This window comes from Nocardia vinacea (assembly GCF_035920345.1).
In the GTDB taxonomy this organism is placed as follows: domain Bacteria; phylum Actinomycetota; class Actinomycetes; order Mycobacteriales; family Mycobacteriaceae; genus Nocardia; species Nocardia vinacea_A.
Genome location: NZ_CP109149.1, coordinates 1280972 through 1295838, shown reverse-complemented (window position 1 = coordinate 1295838; position 14867 = coordinate 1280972). Strand labels below are relative to the sequence as shown.

General features: G+C 66.4%; 15 protein-coding genes. 9 read left to right on the top strand and 6 right to left on the bottom strand.

Features of this window, described 5'->3' with window-relative positions:
• The first annotated feature begins 47 nt into the window (after positions 1–47).
• Together OIE68_RS06170 and OIE68_RS06165 are read left to right on the top strand one after the other, a co-directional pair.
• Complete coding sequence (locus OIE68_RS06170) at positions 48–2387, top strand: SpoIIE family protein phosphatase (protein ID WP_327098423.1); 2340 nt, start codon at positions 48–50, stop codon at positions 2385–2387.
• 85 nt (positions 2388–2472) lie between these two features.
• Positions 2473–2805, top strand: a complete 333-nt coding sequence (locus OIE68_RS06165; protein ID WP_040691794.1) for an STAS domain-containing protein — start codon at positions 2473–2475, stop codon at positions 2803–2805.
• A 179-nt stretch (positions 2806–2984) separates the two neighbouring features.
• Here OIE68_RS06165 and OIE68_RS06160 read toward each other — a convergent pair whose 3' ends face one another.
• On the bottom strand, positions 2985–4025 hold the full coding sequence (locus OIE68_RS06160; protein ID WP_327098422.1) for an LLM class F420-dependent oxidoreductase: 1041 nt from the start codon (positions 4023–4025) through the stop codon (positions 2985–2987).
• A 117-nt stretch (positions 4026–4142) separates the two neighbouring features.
• On the opposite strand from OIE68_RS06160, the gene OIE68_RS06155 reads away from it, so the two are divergent.
• The 3 genes from OIE68_RS06155 (at position 4143) to OIE68_RS06145 (ending at position 7246) form a co-directional block, all read left to right on the top strand.
• Entirely contained in the window at positions 4143–4775 is a 633-nt protein-coding gene (locus tag OIE68_RS06155; RefSeq protein WP_327098421.1) for a cyclodeaminase/cyclohydrolase family protein, read from the top strand.
• A gap of 163 nt (positions 4776–4938) precedes the next feature.
• Positions 4939–5691 carry a L,D-transpeptidase gene (locus OIE68_RS06150; RefSeq protein ID WP_327098420.1) on the top strand — a complete coding sequence of 251 codons (753 nt, stop codon included), beginning with the start codon at positions 4939–4941 and terminating at the stop codon, positions 5689–5691.
• 754 nt (positions 5692–6445) lie between these two features.
• Positions 6446–7246, top strand: coding sequence for a hypothetical protein (locus OIE68_RS06145; protein ID WP_327098419.1), 801 nt, complete (start codon positions 6446–6448; stop codon positions 7244–7246).
• A 3-nt stretch (positions 7247–7249) separates the two neighbouring features.
• On the opposite strand, the gene OIE68_RS06140 is transcribed toward OIE68_RS06145, so the two are convergent.
• A complete protein-coding gene (locus OIE68_RS06140) occupies positions 7250–8158 on the bottom strand; it encodes an NADP-dependent oxidoreductase (RefSeq protein WP_327098418.1) in 909 nt (302 codons plus the stop codon).
• A gap of 67 nt (positions 8159–8225) precedes the next feature.
• Between OIE68_RS06140 and OIE68_RS06135 the strand changes: the two genes are divergently transcribed.
• The gene (locus tag OIE68_RS06135; protein ID WP_327098417.1) at positions 8226–8642 is read left to right on the top strand and encodes a helix-turn-helix domain-containing protein; all 417 of its coding nucleotides are present in this window, start codon (positions 8226–8228) and stop codon (positions 8640–8642) included.
• 5 nt (positions 8643–8647) lie between these two features.
• Here the strand turns inward: OIE68_RS06135 and OIE68_RS06130 are convergent, their stop codons facing one another.
• Positions 8648–10408: an ABC transporter ATP-binding protein gene (locus tag OIE68_RS06130; RefSeq protein WP_327098416.1), complete on the bottom strand. Its 1761-nt coding sequence runs from the start codon at positions 10406–10408 to the stop codon at positions 8648–8650.
• 81 nt (positions 10409–10489) lie between these two features.
• Between OIE68_RS06130 and OIE68_RS06125 the strand changes: the two genes are divergently transcribed.
• Positions 10490–10963: a MarR family transcriptional regulator gene (locus tag OIE68_RS06125; RefSeq protein WP_327098415.1), complete on the top strand. Its 474-nt coding sequence runs from the start codon at positions 10490–10492 to the stop codon at positions 10961–10963.
• 132 nt (positions 10964–11095) lie between these two features.
• Here the strand turns inward: OIE68_RS06125 and OIE68_RS06120 are convergent, their stop codons facing one another.
• The 3 genes from OIE68_RS06120 to OIE68_RS06110 form a co-directional block, all read right to left on the bottom strand.
• On the bottom strand, positions 11096–11425 hold the full coding sequence (locus OIE68_RS06120; protein WP_327101587.1) for a TerD family protein: 330 nt from the start codon (positions 11423–11425) through the stop codon (positions 11096–11098).
• Positions 11317–11907 carry a hypothetical protein gene (locus OIE68_RS06115; protein WP_327098414.1) on the bottom strand — a complete coding sequence of 197 codons (591 nt, stop codon included), beginning with the start codon at positions 11905–11907 and terminating at the stop codon, positions 11317–11319. The genes OIE68_RS06120 and OIE68_RS06115 overlap by 109 nt, the downstream gene beginning before the upstream one ends.
• A gap of 106 nt (positions 11908–12013) precedes the next feature.
• Entirely contained in the window at positions 12014–12868 is an 855-nt protein-coding gene (locus OIE68_RS06110; RefSeq protein WP_327098413.1) for a bifunctional 5,10-methylenetetrahydrofolate dehydrogenase/5,10-methenyltetrahydrofolate cyclohydrolase, read from the bottom strand.
• A gap of 205 nt (positions 12869–13073) precedes the next feature.
• Between OIE68_RS06110 and OIE68_RS06105 the strand changes: the two genes are divergently transcribed.
• Both OIE68_RS06105 and OIE68_RS06100 read left to right on the top strand, forming a co-directional pair.
• Entirely contained in the window at positions 13074–13946 is an 873-nt protein-coding gene (locus OIE68_RS06105; protein ID WP_327098412.1) for a YdcF family protein, read from the top strand.
• A gap of 103 nt (positions 13947–14049) precedes the next feature.
• The gene (locus OIE68_RS06100) at positions 14050–14850 is read left to right on the top strand and encodes a putative protein N(5)-glutamine methyltransferase (protein ID WP_327098411.1); all 801 of its coding nucleotides are present in this window, start codon (positions 14050–14052) and stop codon (positions 14848–14850) included.
• Positions 14851–14867 lie beyond the last annotated feature (17 nt).

The window sequence follows — 14867 nt, the reverse complement described above, 5'->3', positions numbered from 1 at the left end:
ACAAAAGACGCAGCCGCCACCGCGCCGAACGCCAGCGAGGCGGAGACATGAGCGCGGCGCTGGCCGCATTCCTCGACGCCTACGCAGATGCGCTACGGCGGCACTTGGACTCACCGTCGCAGGCCGGCCTCGGGGAAGGTTACGAACTCGGCCGGCGCGCTCTCGTCGAGGGCATCAGCCTGCTCGATCTCACCGAAAACCATTACCGGGTGGTGCAAGCCGCGGAATCGGGCGCCGCGAAGGCCGACGAATCCGCCAAACACGCCGAGACCGCACTGGAATTCCTGCTGCAGACTCTCGCTGCCCTGGACATCGCCACCCGGGGATATATCGACGGCACCCGCCGCGCCGAACAACAGCGTTCGCGCATCGACGATCTCGCCGGGCGCGACGCCTTCCGCACCGCCCTGGTGGAGTCGCTGCAGGACGGCTTCTTCGTGGCCGACGCCCGCGGCACCATCATCGAGGTCAACTCCGCCTTCGGCGCGCTGACCGGTTACGGCGCATCGGAATTGCCTTTCCCACTGCCGCATCCGTGGTCGACGCCGGAAGGTCCGCGCTATCCCGATCTCGGTAGCGAGGCACAGCGTTTCGTGATTCCGGTCAAGCATCGCGACGGCCGCACGGTCTGGCTCGCGGTGAGTACCAGTGCGATGGTCGAACCGGAGAAGTACGAGCAGATCTTCGTCGGCACCATCCGCGATGTCACCGCCGAACACGATGCGCAGGCCCGCGATCAGGCGGCGTCACGACTGGCCACCGCGGTCGGCGCGGCGACGAGTGTGGTCGAGGTGCTCGCCGTCGGACTGGACGAACTGCGACGCACCGTCGGCGCGAAAACCGCGGTGGTGATGGTGTGGCCCAACCGCAATACCGGGCCGGAGACGTATGTCTCGGGAGCCGAGGGGGTTCCGGAGGGCTCCGTGCTCGACGCCCGCGCGCGGGCGCTACTGGATCGGGCCCGGCGTCGTCCGGCACGCAGCCTGTTCGCGATTCCGGAGGGCACCGAGAGTTCCGAGGGCATCGTCGCACCGCTCGGCGAGACAGGTGATGCGGCACTGTGGCTGCGCTTCGCCGCGCCGCGCGCCATCAGCGCCGCCGACTGGACATTGTTCTCGCTGCTCATCGGACATCTGAGTCTGGCGGTGCAGCGGGCGCGCAACTTCGATCAGGCGCGTTCGACCTCGCTGACGCTGCAGCGCGCCATGCTCGGTCCGATCGAACTGCCGCCGCGGTTCTCGGTGCATTACGAGCCCGCGCTGCCGCCGCTGGAGATCGGCGGCGACTGGTACGACGTGGTTCCGCTGCGCGACGGCACCATCGGCGTCGTGGTCGGCGACTGCGTCGGACGTGGTCTGTCCGCGGCCGTCGTAATGGGCCAATTGCGTACGGCCGCACGGGCTCTCCTGCTGCGCGGCGCGGGCCCGGCGCAGCTGCTCGCGGAACTCGATACCGTCGCGGGCCGGATTCCCGGCGCGATGTGCACGACGGTCTGCGCCGCCGTCCTCGATCCGGTGCGCGGACTGGTCCGCTACAGCAGCGCCGGACATATGCCGCCGATTCTGGCCGATGTCGGCCAGCCGGGCCGATTGCTCGAGGGCGGCCGCGCGGTACCGCTGGCTACTTTCGATACGCCACGGCGCCCCGAGGCCACCACGGCGCTCACGCCGGGTTCGACGCTGGTGCTGTTCACCGACGGCCTGGTCGAACAGCGCGGCATCGATATCGATGACAGTTTCGCGAAGATCTCGGGAGTGCTCGCCGATACCGCGGGCAAGCTGCCGCGCGAGGTCGCCGATGCCGTGCTCTCCCGACTGCGTCCGGCCGCGGGCTACGACGATGACGTCGCCATGGTCGTGTACCGGCAACCCCCGGCACCGTTGCGGCTCGAGATTCCGGCCAATCCGGATCAGCTCTCGGCTATGCGCAAGCGGCTCAAGGCTTGGCTCGCCGCCACCGCGGTACCGCACGATCTCGCCTCCGACCTCGTCGCCGCGGCAAACGAGGCCTGTAGTAACAGCATCGAACACGCCTACCGCAACGGCGGCGGGCCGGTCACCCGCGCGATCAGCTCCACGGCCGAACTGCTCGGCCGTGCCACCAGCGCCGCGGCCGCCACCACCGATCCTGGACTCGTCGAATTGACCGCCGAATGTGATACCCAAAAGGTCGTCATTCTGGTCGCCGACACCGGAACGTGGAAACCACGCTCCGCCGATCCGGGGCCGCGCGGACGCGGCATCGACATGATGCGGGCTTTGACGGAAGAATTGGAGATAGACCACAGCGGGCTGGGCACCCGCGTCCGCATGTCGGTAACGTTGCCCGCGATCAAATCCCCCGTAGCGAACCCACTGCGTGGCACGAACCGCCAGTTTTCTGGCTGAGGAATGCAGCGCGAAAGGCGGGTTCATGGCAGATTGTGATGATGTGACAAACAACTCCGGAGACGCGTATCCCCTGGCGGACACGATGACCACCACAGTCGAGGCACACGATGGCGCGACCGTGCTCACGGTTTCCGGCGAGGTCGATCTGGCGACCGCGCCAGCGCTGGAGAACACCATCGAGGCCATCCTCACCGGCAAACCGGCGGTCCTGATCATCGACCTGACCGGTGTCAGCTTCCTTGCTTCGGCGGGTATGGCGACCCTGGTCGCGGCGCATCAGCGTGCAGGCGACACCACCACCATCGTGTTGGTCGCGGACGGTCCGGCCACCAGCCGGCAGCTCAAGATGACGAGTCTGGATCAGGTGTTCGCACTGCACACCACCCTGGCCGAGGCGCTGGCCGCACTCCGGTAGCGCGGCCTGATTTCAACCGGAGCTTTTCCGATCATCTGACCCACCACGGAGCGAGTCTTACGAGCGACGTTCGCGGCCCATCTGGCGGCCGAGCGGTCGAAGCGCATGCGACGAAGTCGCAAGTCTCGACCGCCAGACACCAGGGGGCCGCGAACATGCAGCGCCGCAGGCGCTACAAATCAGACACAGAGTTCGCGCAGTTGCTCGATCAGCTTGACCCGTTCGGCCCGGGTCGCCGCCATCGGCACCACATTCAGTACCGTGACACCCGCCGCACGGAATGCGGCGATCCGCTCCTTCACGAATCCAGCCGGGCCGACCAGCGAGATATCCCGAACCAGATCGTCCGGGACCACCTTGACGGCCTCCTCCTTCTTGCCGGCCAGATACAGCTCCTGGATCCGGTCCGCCTCGGCGCCATAGCCGTACTTCGTGGCCAGCGTGTGATAGAAATTCTTGCCCTTGGCGCCCATGCCGCCGATGTAGAGCGCCAGATGCGGTTTCACAAATTCCAGTAGCGGCGTGACATTCTCGCCGATGGCCAGCGCGGGCCCAGCGTAGACGTCCAGCTCGCCGAGGATCGGATCACGCTTGGCCAGACCGGCATCCAGCGATTCGCCCCAGATTTCCTTGGCCTTCTCCGGTACGAAGAAGATCGGCTGCCAGCCCTCGGCGATCTCCGCGGCCAGCTCCACATTCTTCGGGCCAAGCGCGGCCAGCAGCACCGGAATGCGTTCACGCACCGGATGATTGATCAGCTTGAGCGGCTTGCCGAGGCCGGTGCCCCGGTCGGCGGGCAGCGGGATCTGGTAGTACTTGCCCTGGTACTCCAGCCGCTCGCGACGCCATACCTTGCGGCAGATCTCCACCAGTTCCCTGGTGCGTCCGATGGGTGCGTCGTAGGGAACGCCGTGGAAGCCCTCGATCACCTGCGGGCCCGATGCGCCGAGGCCGAGTACATATCGACCGTCGGAGACAAAGTCCAGGCCCGCGGCGGTCATGGCGGTCAGGCTGGGCGTGCGGGTGTAGATCTGCAGGATGCCCGAGGCCAGCTGCAGCCGAGTAGTCTTGGCCGCCAGATATCCGAGCGCGCTCACCGCGTCGAACGAGTAGGCCTCCGGCACGAACACGATGTCGAGTCCAGCCTTTTCGAGGTCGGCCACTTCGGCGGCCGCCTCTTTGAAGCCGCCCGAGTAGTTGATGCTCAATCCGATCCGCATAGCACTCAACCTAACCGCAGCTACGTACCGGCCGCGCACCGGCCACCCTGGCGCGAGCGGTAGCGTATTCGCCGTAGTTCTCCACTGTCGTCGCAGGAAAACGAAAGGCCACCCGCCGTGTCGCAGCCCGCCTTCGCTGAGGCTACCCTCGCGCAGTATCTGACCGACCTGGCCGCGAAGGTGCCCGCACCAGGTGGCGGCGCCGTCGCAGCGCTGCACGCCGCACAGGGTGCCGCACTGGTCGCGATGGTGGCGCGCTACACCACCCGGGCCAAGGACGCCGACCACCGACCGGTCATCGACCGGATCATCGAGGCGGCGGATGCGGCCCGCGAGCGCGCGCTGGCCCTGGCCGACGCCGATGCGGCGGCGTTCACCGCCGTCGGCAACGCCTACAAGTTGCCGAAGGATTCTCCGACGCAGGCCGCCGCGCGCAGCGATGCCATTACCGCCGCGCTGCTCGAGGCCGCCCGGGTGCCCGCCGCGGTCGTCGACGAGGCCGACGAGGTGCTCTCACTCGCCACCGAACTGCTGCCGATCGGCAATCCCAATGTGGTCACCGATATCGGCGCCGCCGCCGATGCGGCGCGGGCCGCGGCCACCAGTTCGCAGCTCAATATCGAAATCAATGTCCGCTCACTCAGCGCCGAACAGGGCGATAAGTTCGCGGCGGTGCTGATCCGCATCGACGAGATCACCGCCCGCGCGGACGCACTGCACGCCGACGTATTGCACGCCGTGCGCGGCTGAATCCGAACGAACGGTCGGATCGTTTGTTCGGTGTGATGCCGGGTATGACGCCCCTATACGAAACTGTGGACTTGGACGGCCGTTACAGAACCGGTACGTCGAGTTGATCATGAAGTCCTAGAATGGATTTCTGCGTCCCCACACCAGCGTGAAGGGGTGGACCATGCGGAACGCACTCAGATACCTGTTCCTCGCGACCACGGTCGTCGCCTTGGCGGCGTTCGGGTCCGGAGCGGCAATCGCCACAACGATTCTGAAACCCAACGTCGACGCGGTCGCAACGATTACCCCGTCGGCAGGCCAGGAAGTCGGTATCGCGGCACCGGTGACGATTCGATTCGCCAATCCGGTCGCCGACCGCGACAGAGCCGAACGACTGGTCGATATCCGAGCCACCGAGCCGCTGCCGGGTGCTTTCTCCTGGTCGAGTGATCGTGAATTGACTTGGACGCCAACGAGTTTCCTGCCAGCCCGGGCGCCGATCTCGGTGCAGGTCGGTAACGCGCGCACGGAGTTCCGCACCAATGCGGGCGTGGTGGCCGACGCCGATATGTCGGCGCATACCTTCACCGTGAGCATCGGCGGTGCGCTCGCGCGGTCGGTGCCCGCATCCATGGGCAAGCCTGGCTACGAGACACCGACAGGTACCTTCCCGGTGCTGGAAAAGTTCCGTTCGGTCGTCTTCGACTCGCGCACCATCGGGATCCCGCTGAGCTCGCCCGAGGGCTACGTCATCAATGGCGAGTACGCCGAACGCCTAACGTGGGGTGGCGTTTTCGTGCACTCCGCACCGTGGTCGGTGGATTCGCAGGGCAATGCCAATGTCAGCCACGGCTGCATCAACCTGGCTCCCGATGACGCCGCCTGGTACTACGAGACCGTCGGCGTCGGCGATCCGGTCACCGTGCACTGGTGAGCCGTAAACAATCCGTTTTCCTTCGCGACACCTCCCCTCAATTTCGTCACGCGCAGCAAACCTGGCGGTATCCTGCCGAGGTTGATACAACTGCGGGACACACGTGATCGTATGACCTGATGAAGGTAGGGCGATGGATCGACCGGATATGACCTCGCGGGCGAATTCCGGCCCGCAGCCGGGCGCTGCGCCACAACAGCCGCTCGGTGCGCCGAGGGCATACCAGACTCCGACACCGCCGAACCCGTTCCACCGGATCGGCTTCACGGAGGACAACGCGCCGACCGGGCCGATTCCGCGGATCCCGATCGACGGCGCACCCATCGACACTGGTCCACTACGCCGCGTGCCGATCGACCGCGCCGCAACACAATCCGGACCGCTGCCCCGAGTTCCCGTCGACCGTGCGCCGACGAATACGGACCCGTTCCGGCGCATTCGCGGTCAACAAGTTTCCGGCGGCCAGGCTCCGAATCCCCAGAGCCCGAGGCAAACCGGGCCGATACCGCGGATTCCGATCCAGGAAGGCCCCCCGCGTCAGCCCCCGGTTCCGCACGTCTCGATGCGTCGAGCGCCGACTGTGCAGGACAGCGAGCAGGGGTCGCTGACGTTGCCGGAACCGATCCGTCAGGTGCCCGTCAACCGGAACCCGGGTCCTCCTGCGCCTGTCGTGCCGCGTCCGCCTGCTCCACAAGATTGGCATGCGCCTGTTCCCCAGTACCCGAACCAACGCGGACCGGTTCAGCGAGATCCGATGCGCCAGAACCCGATTCACCCAGGGGCTTTCGACACAGACCCCACTCGGCACGATCCGAACCACCACGCGCCGGACCCATACGAGCAGGCTCTGGTGCGGCACAACCCGATTCAGGCAGCGGATGGGGAATCCGCGCCGCATGAGCTCGACTATGGAGGCGACTGGTCCGAATGGGTCGAGGAACTTCCTGCGGAGCCGAAACCGCTTGCGCCGGACTACTTCCGGCATGAGGAGGCCTTGGCTGCCATGATCGATCGGTCCGGTCGGAATCGGTCGAAGCGCCGGTGGATGCCGGTGCTGGTCGGGTCGGTCGCGGCGGCCGGACTACTCGTGGTGGCGTTCGTGCAAATTCGGCCGGAGCCGCAACCGGCGACAGTGGCCTCCTCCACGCCCAGCCAGGTCGCGGTCTCCGGATCCACTTCCGCGGCGCAGTGCCCGCCCGAGCGGGTCGGGGACACCATTACCGGCAACGGCGCGGGCGGGCTGGATTCCGGACCGGGTGTCATATTCGCGTTCCAGTACGCCTATTACGTCACCCGATCCGGTGTTGCGACCCGAGAGTTCGTGGCGCCCAACGCATCCGTCTCGCCCGCCGGTACGATTCAACAGGGCATCGATGGCATTCCGGCCGGCACCACCCACTGCATCAGTGTTACGCCGGGAGCTTTCGTCGGCCAGTACCTGGTGCAGGTGACCGAGCATCGACCCGATTCGACATCGATCACCTACAAACCCCAGGTCGTCACGACGGCGCGGGTGGGCAACCAGACCCTTATCACCGGAATCGGCGCGGCCTGACCGTCACACCGGCGAATTCCACGGCACCAGCACGATTTTCCCGCGGACGCGCCCGGATTCGCTCAGGTGATGGGCCTTGACCACCTCGGCCATCGGCAGCACCTGATCGATCTCCACATGCAACCGGCCCGCCTCGAACAGGGCGGCCAACTCGCCTAGATCGCGGCCGGACGGATCGACATACAGCCGCTCGTACCGCGGATCGTCCTCGGCATCATTGCCCTGCGCGTCGATCAGGCGACCGTCCGCGGTGAGCACCGGCAGCGACCGCGATCCGTAGTCACCGCCGACGAGATCGAAAACGACATCGACATCACGCACCGCCTTCGCGAAATCGGTTGTCGTGTAATCGATCACCTCATCCGCGCCGATCTCCCGCAGGAATTCGTGGTTGGCGGCGCGAGCCGTGCCGATCACATACGCGCCGCGGTCCTTGGCGATCTGCACCGCGAAATGTCCGACCCCACCGGCCGCCGCATGTACCAGCACGCGTTGTCCGGCAACGACTTCGGTCAGCCCCTGCCAGGCGGTCAGCACCGCAGTCGGCACGGCGGCCGCGTGGATGTGATCAAGGACCGCCGGTTTCGGTGCGAGGATATCCGCCTGCGCCACAACGTATTCCGCATACCCGCCGGACCGGCTGAGCACCATGCCGTAGACCTCGTCGCCGACCCGGAATCGCTCGACACCGGCGCCGACCGCATCGACCATCCCGGACACATCGAAGCCCAGGGTGAACGGCGGATCCCCGAGTTTGCGCACCAGCCCGGACCGCAGCTTCCAGTCCGCCGCATTCATACCGGTGGCGGCGACCCGCACCACCACCTCGCCCGGTCCAGCGCTCGGCCGATCGACCTCGACGATTTCCAGGACCTCGGGACCACCGAATGTTTGTTGCGTGATTGCGAGCATGCCACCGATTCTGCGGTCCCTTAGTATCCAAGGGAAAGAAGGCACTTCAATGATCCCGAGGTACCCGATGGATACCATTGCCGACTGGTCCGGCTCCGACAACCTGGTCAAGAGCTATCTGACCAACTGCCCGGCGCGCGAAGTGCTGACGGTGCTCGCCGACAAATGGGTGCTGCTGGTCCTCGGCGTGCTGCGCATGGCGGGCGGGCCGGTGCGCTTCAACGATCTGCGCCGTCGGCTCGACGGCATCACCCAGAAGATGCTCACCCGCACACTGCGCAACCTGGAGCGCGACGGACTGGTCCGCCGCGCGGTCTACCCCACCGTTCCGCCGCGCGTCGAGTACTCGCTGACCGATCTGGGGGCCAGCCTCGGCGAACTCAGCCACGCGATGGGGGTCTGGTCGGTGCAGCACCACAGCGAAATCCTTACCGCGCGTGACGAATTCGACACACGCGCCGCAACCGACCCGGAACCCGTCTGAACGCTTCAGGCGGCTTGGAGGAGGTCGCCGCCGGAGGCCAGGGCGGCGTAGCGGCCGTCGGAGTCCATGAGCTCGCGGTGGGTGCCGCGTTCGATGATCTGGCCGCGGTCGAGTACGACGATCTGGTCGGCGTCGCGGATGGTGGAGAGCCGGTGCGCGATGGTGATGGTGGTTCGGCCTTCGGACAGCGCGTCGATGGCGGCCTGCACCTCCTGCTCGGTCCGGTTATCCAGCGCGCTGGTGGCCTCGTCGAGCACCAGGATCGGCGGATTGCGCAGGATCACCCGTGCCACCGCCAAGCGCTGCTTCTCACCGCCGGAGAACCGATAGCCGCGTTCGCCGACCAGCGTGTCGTAGCCGTCCGGCAGGCTCGCGATATGGTCGTGGATCTGCGCGGCCCGCGCCGCGGCGTACATCTCCTCGTCGGTCGCATCGGGTTTGGCGAAGCGCAGATTGTCCGCGACCGAGGCGTGGAACAGGTAGGTCTCCTGCGAGACCACACCGACGGCGGCGGCGAGATCGGCGAAGGACAAGTCCCGCACATCGATTCCGTCGATCTCGACCCGTCCGGATGTCACATCGTAGAGTCGCGCCACCAGGTAGCCGAGTGTGGTTTTGCCCGAACCGGTTTCGCCGACAATGGCCAGACTGGACCCGGCGGGCACAGTGATATCGATGTCCTGCAACACATCCCGTGTCCCGGATCCATAGGTGAAGCCGACATGCTCGAAGCGGACCTCGCCCTTGACACCCGAATCCGGCACCGGCACCGGCACTATCGGTTCCTCGATATCCGGCTTCAGGTCCAGGTATTCGAAGATCCGACCGAACAGCGACATGGAACTCTGCACCTCCACACCGGTATTCAGCAACTGCACCATCGGCCGCAGCAGGCTCGTCTGCAAGGTCGTGAAGGCGACCAAGGTGCCGATCGAGACCAGCGGATGTCCCGCTGCCACGGTCGATCCCGCCGCCCAGTAGACGATCGCGGGCATGGCCGCCATGACGATCTGAATCGTCGACTGCCGCCACCGGCCAGCCATTCCGGACCTGATCTCCAGATCCACCAGCCCACGCGATTCCTTCGCGAAATCGTCGACCAGCGCGGGTGCGCGGCCCATCGTGCGCCCGAGCAGAATGCCACTCACCGACAGCGATTCCTCCACAATCGCCGACATGCCCGCCAATTTCTGCTGCCGCTGCGCAGTGATCTTCCTGCGTTCGTCGCCGACGCGCCTGCTGATCCAGACGAAGAACGGCAGCATGATCAGTGAGACCAAGGTGAGCCGCCAGTCGAGGGCGATCATGGCGATCACCGAGGCGATTACGGTTGTGAAGTTCGACACCAGTGAGGTCGCGGTCGAGGTGACCGTCGATTGCATGCCGCCGATATCGTTGGCGATCCGCGACTGCACTTCGCCGGTGCGGGTGGTCGTGAAGAACGACAACGGCATTCGCTGCAACTGCGCATACACCGCGGAGCGCAGATCGTGCATGACTTCCTGACCGACCGCGGTGGAGATGTAGGTCTGGAGCACGCCGAAGACGCTCGTGAGTGTGGCGACCGCGACCATACCTGCCGCGAGTGCGGTCAGCAGACCGGTGCGGCCGTGTGGCAGGGCGTCATCGAGGATTCCGCGCAGCATGAACGGTGATGCCAGCGCGACCAGTGACGACAAACCGACGAGCGCGGCGACCAGCGCCAAGCGCGCGCGATACGGACGAAACAGCCGGACGATCCGGCGAAGTTGATGTGGGGGCTGCATAGGCGCCTCCTTCCGAGGACTACGTCATGAAACTGAGCATGACTCATAATTGTTCCCAAAACAATGAGTTATGCTCAACAAATGGATACCGCGCTCGATCCCGATCTCCCCGAGCTGTTCCTGCGCACCGCGAAACGCATCCGCCGCAACCAGGTCGCGCGACTCACTCCCCTGGGCATTACCCCAGGTCAGGCCCGCGCTCTCCGCATTTTCGGCCACCACGACGAGCCCCTGCGGATGGCGGCAATCGCCGACCACCTCGGCATCGTTCCGCGATCCGCGACCACCGTCGTCGATGCGCTCGAAGCCGCAGGCCTGGTCTCGCGCTCGCCCGACCCGACCAGCCGCCGCTCGACCTTGGTGACGCTGACCGACTCCGGCAGGGCCGCGCTCTCCCAGATGGCCGCGGCCCGCCGTGCGGCCGCTGAAGAGGTCTTCGCCGGCCTGAGCGAAGAGCAGCGCACAACGCTTCGCGATTTGCTTGCCGCACTCGATTCGGAGGCGCCGGTCGGCCCAACGAACATCTCGTCGACTGCACCGCCGCCCCGCAGCTGAATCGGGGCATGCTGGACTTCACGTCGTAAACCATCTACTGGACCCCCGAGGCCATCGCCGAATCTCCGGCCTGCTTTCCACCTACCTCGTCCGCATGCAACGCACCACCCGCAAGGCCCGCCGCGGCTGGCGTCACCCCGCGACATCCACGCCGTAGCCGCGAGCCAAGGCAGCCAGGTCGGTGACGTAGCCCTGACCTACGGCACGCAGTCGCCAGACCTCGCCGCGTAAATAGATCTCGGCCAGCAGCAGGGTTCGTTCCTCGGTCGCGGCGTCCAGGGTGGCTCGGGCGACAATTGCACCCTCGGTGCCGGTTGTTGCCTCGATCTCGATGGCACCGACATCGCCGAAAGTTATTCCATCGCCGTCGAGCACCGCCGCGACGACAATGCGGCAGCAGTGGTGCGGAAGGCTGTCGAGGGACAGCGCAAAGGATTGCTCGTTCGGGCCGTCCGCGGCCAGGCGGGCACCGGAGGCTTCGGGCTGGTTGTAGAAAATGAAGTCCTCATCCGTCGGCTCACGGCACCGGTCACATCCAACCCTGCCGCTTCGGCCCGACTCACCAGCTCGATTCGATCGGTCGAGGTATCACCGGTGATCGCGATCTTCATCCGCTGCACCAGTCGCCCGCCGGTCTCGAGCCGACCGGGATATGCGAAGGCACACGGCATCTTGGGTCCGCTACGCGACTGCGGCAACGCCTGGCGACTCTGATAGTTCTCCTTCGGCGGGCAGGCCAACAGCGGCGGTGCGATTCCCAGCCCGGCCGCGTCGGCGATCAGCGCGCGCAGCACTGCGGCCAGCACTCGGGCATCGTCGAGTGCATTGTGCGCGTGTGCTTGTCGAACGCCATAGTGCGCCGCGAGAGTGCCCAGCTTGTAGTCGGGCGTCGGCGGCGAACGACCCGAATCCAGGATCGAACGGTGAACGGTGGACCATCGCATTCCCCTGCATGAGCAACGCATCGGTGCAGTGCGGGGGAATGTTGCAGCGGATCGGCGCGTCGCGCGGTTCATGTTGCGCGTGCCGAAGCCCTTGGGGCGGTGCGTGTTAGGCGGAGCGGGAATTTTCGGCGGCGGTTACTACATGGCGCATGAGCAGGGCGGTGGTTACGGGGCCGACGCCGCCGGGGACGGGGCTGAGGGCGGCGGCCTTGCCGCGGACCGTTTCCGCGGCTACGTCGCCGACGATTTTGCCGTCGGGGGCTTCGTTGGTGCCCACGTCGATGACGGTGGCGCCCTCGCGGATGTGTTTGCCGGTGACCAGGCCGATGCGGCCGGCGGCGGCTACGACGATATCGGCGGCGGAGGTGACGGCGGGGAGGTCGGTGGTGCGGGAATGGCAGATGGTGACGGTGGCGTTTTCGGCGAGCAGGAGTTGGGCCAGGGGCTTACCGACGATATTGGAGCGGCCGACGACGGCGACATGCCGTCCGGCCAGCTGGATTTCGTGATGCTTCAGTAGTTCGACGACGGCCTCGGAGGTGGCGGGGACGAAGCCGTCGAGGCCGGAGGCGAGCAGGCCGAGCGAGAGCGGGCTGACGCCGTCGACGTCCTTGCCGGCGGCGATGGCGGAGCTGACATCGTCGAGGGTGACACCGGCGGGCAGCGGGGTCTGCAGCATGATCGCGTCGACCGCGGAGTCCGCGCTGCGGGCGGTGAGTTCGTCGCGGATCCGCTCGGTACTCGCGTCGGCGCCGAGTTCGATGGTGTCGCAGGCGATTCCGAGGCGTTCGGCGGCCTTGCGCAGTGAGTTCACGTACCACGCGCTGGCCGGATCGTCATTTGCCACGATCAGGGCCAGGCGCGGCGCGGTTCCGCTCGCGGTGAGCGCGGCGGCACGCTGCTTGGTGTCGGCGTTGATGGCGGCGGCGAGTTCCTTGCCGGACAGCGAAACGGTATCCACGTTGTCACACCTTATCGGCTGCACTGCGCGGCGGGTTTCGGCGGGCACCCCGCGCGCCGCCCGGTTTGCCCGAATGCCGGAAACAACGCCTGGCAATTACCCGGTTATGGCAGTTACCAGCCGTATCGTTGCTGTGATTGCCAATGGCTAACTGTCAGCAGACCTACCGAAGCCCCGTTTCACGCGTGGAAAGGTGTCGACTGTAGTGAAGATCTCGAGGCATTGGAAACTATGGGTCGCGACCGCGTTCGCGGCCGCGACCATCACCGGACTATCCGGCGCACCCGCCATCGCGGCCCCGGAAACCGACGCCCTCTACAACTCCGCCCAGCGCGCCTTCACCGACGGCGACGATGCCGCCGGCCGCGCCGAACTCCGACAGCTGATCGCCGCCGACCCGGCCGATGCCGAGGCCCTTTCGCTGCAGGCGATCTGGTCGAATTACGCCTATGACCTGCCCGCCATGGCCGATGCACTGGCCCGGCTCACCGCCGTCGACCCGGCAATGGCCCAGGGCACCACTAATGTGCTCGGCGCGATCGGCGCCGCGATCGGTACCCTGCCGAATCCGCTGCCATCGATCGTCGGGCCGCAGACCGGAATCGTGGTGCTCGGCTACGGCCTGCTCCCGGACGGTTCGCTGCGCCCCGAGTTGGTGAACCGGCTGACCGCGGCGTGGTTGCAGGCGGTCGCCTCGCCACTTTCACCGATCGTCGTCACCGGCGGAAACCCGCAGAACGGGATCACCGAGGCCGAGGCCATGCGGGCCTGGCTGGTCGGCAAGGGGCTGCCGGAGTCCCGGATCAATGTCGAGAGCCGAGCCGGATCGACGGTGCAGAACGCGTTGTTCAGCACCAGGATGCTGCGCGATATCGGCGCGAACAGCGCGGTCGTGGTGACCTCGCCGAACCACATCCGGCGCGCGGTCGCCGATTTCATTGTCGCGGGCACTCAGGTGGTCGGGGCGACCACCTCACTCGAGCAGTTGGTATCGCAGTTGCCGCCGCCTGCCAGGCAGGCGCAGCGCGGCATCTACCTCGACGCGACGCGGACATTCCAGCTCGCCACCGCACGCTGAGCGGAATGGGTCTGAGCGTGCGCTTTCCGTCTGAAATGACATAAATCGCGCAAATCTGCACGCTCAGACCCACCGCACCCCGTCCACACGGCACGATATCCCGATGACACCAACCGGAGAAGTGGTCGCGCAACTGCGCGCGGCAGGCTGTGTATTCGCCGAGGACGAGGCGCGGTTGCTCATCGCCGCGGCGGCGGAGACCGGTGCCGATCTCAGCGACTTGGTCGCACAACGCGTTTCCGGAACACCGCTGGAATACCTGCTGGGCTGGACCGAATTCCACGGCATCCGCGTCGCGGTCGCGCCGGGCGTCTTCGTACCGCGCCAGCGCACCGCCTTCCTCGTCAACGAGGCCGCCGAACTCGCCCGCGCCATGCCTCAGCACCCGGTTGTCGTCGATATATGTTGCGGCTCAGGCGCATTGGGTCTCGCGCTGGCACACACTCTTGCCACCGAAGGCCGCCCGATAGAACTCGCCGCCACCGATATCGAACCCGCGGCGGTCGAATGCGCCCGTCGCAACCTCACCCCGATCGGCGCGCCCGTCTACGCAGGCGACCTTTTCGAGCCGCTCCCCCGTGAATTGTGCGGCCGAATCAATATCCTGCTCGCCAACACCCCGTACGTGCCATCCGAGATGATCGCCAAGATGCCTCCGGAGGCACGCGATTACGAACCGCGCACTGCCCTCGACGGCGGACCCGACGGCCTGGATATCTTCCGCCGCGTCGTAGCCGCCGCCCGCACCTGGCTCGCGCCGGGCGGCCACCTGCTGGTCGAATCCACCGAAGCCCAGGCCCTGCCCTCGATCACCGTTCTCACCGCGCACGGTTTGACCGGCCGCATCGCCGAATCCGACGAGCTCTACTCAACCGTCGTCATCGGCACCAAGCCAGACATTTGATTCCGATCACCACCCGA

Coding starts and splice junctions, on each gene's coding strand:
- OIE68_RS06140 (WP_327098418.1), bottom strand. CDS start 8,158: ATGCTCGCAATCACGCAACAAACATTCGGTGGTCCCGAGGTCCTGGAA.
- OIE68_RS06135 (WP_327098417.1), top strand. CDS start 8,226: ATGGATACCATTGCCGACTGGTCCGGCTCCGACAACCTGGTCAAGAGC.
- OIE68_RS06160 (WP_327098422.1), bottom strand. CDS start 4,025: ATGCGGATCGGATTGAGCATCAACTACTCGGGCGGCTTCAAAGAGGCG.
- OIE68_RS06170 (WP_327098423.1), top strand. CDS start 48: ATGAGCGCGGCGCTGGCCGCATTCCTCGACGCCTACGCAGATGCGCTA.
- OIE68_RS06150 (WP_327098420.1), top strand. CDS start 4,939: ATGCGGAACGCACTCAGATACCTGTTCCTCGCGACCACGGTCGTCGCC.
- OIE68_RS06130 (WP_327098416.1), bottom strand. CDS start 10,408: ATGCAGCCCCCACATCAACTTCGCCGGATCGTCCGGCTGTTTCGTCCG.
- OIE68_RS06100 (WP_327098411.1), top strand. CDS start 14,050: ATGACACCAACCGGAGAAGTGGTCGCGCAACTGCGCGCGGCAGGCTGT.
- OIE68_RS06115 (WP_327098414.1), bottom strand. CDS start 11,907: ATGCGATGGTCCACCGTTCACCGTTCGATCCTGGATTCGGGTCGTTCG.
- OIE68_RS06125 (WP_327098415.1), top strand. CDS start 10,490: ATGGATACCGCGCTCGATCCCGATCTCCCCGAGCTGTTCCTGCGCACC.
- OIE68_RS06145 (WP_327098419.1), top strand. CDS start 6,446: ATGCGCCAGAACCCGATTCACCCAGGGGCTTTCGACACAGACCCCACT.
- OIE68_RS06165 (WP_040691794.1), top strand. CDS start 2,473: ATGACCACCACAGTCGAGGCACACGATGGCGCGACCGTGCTCACGGTT.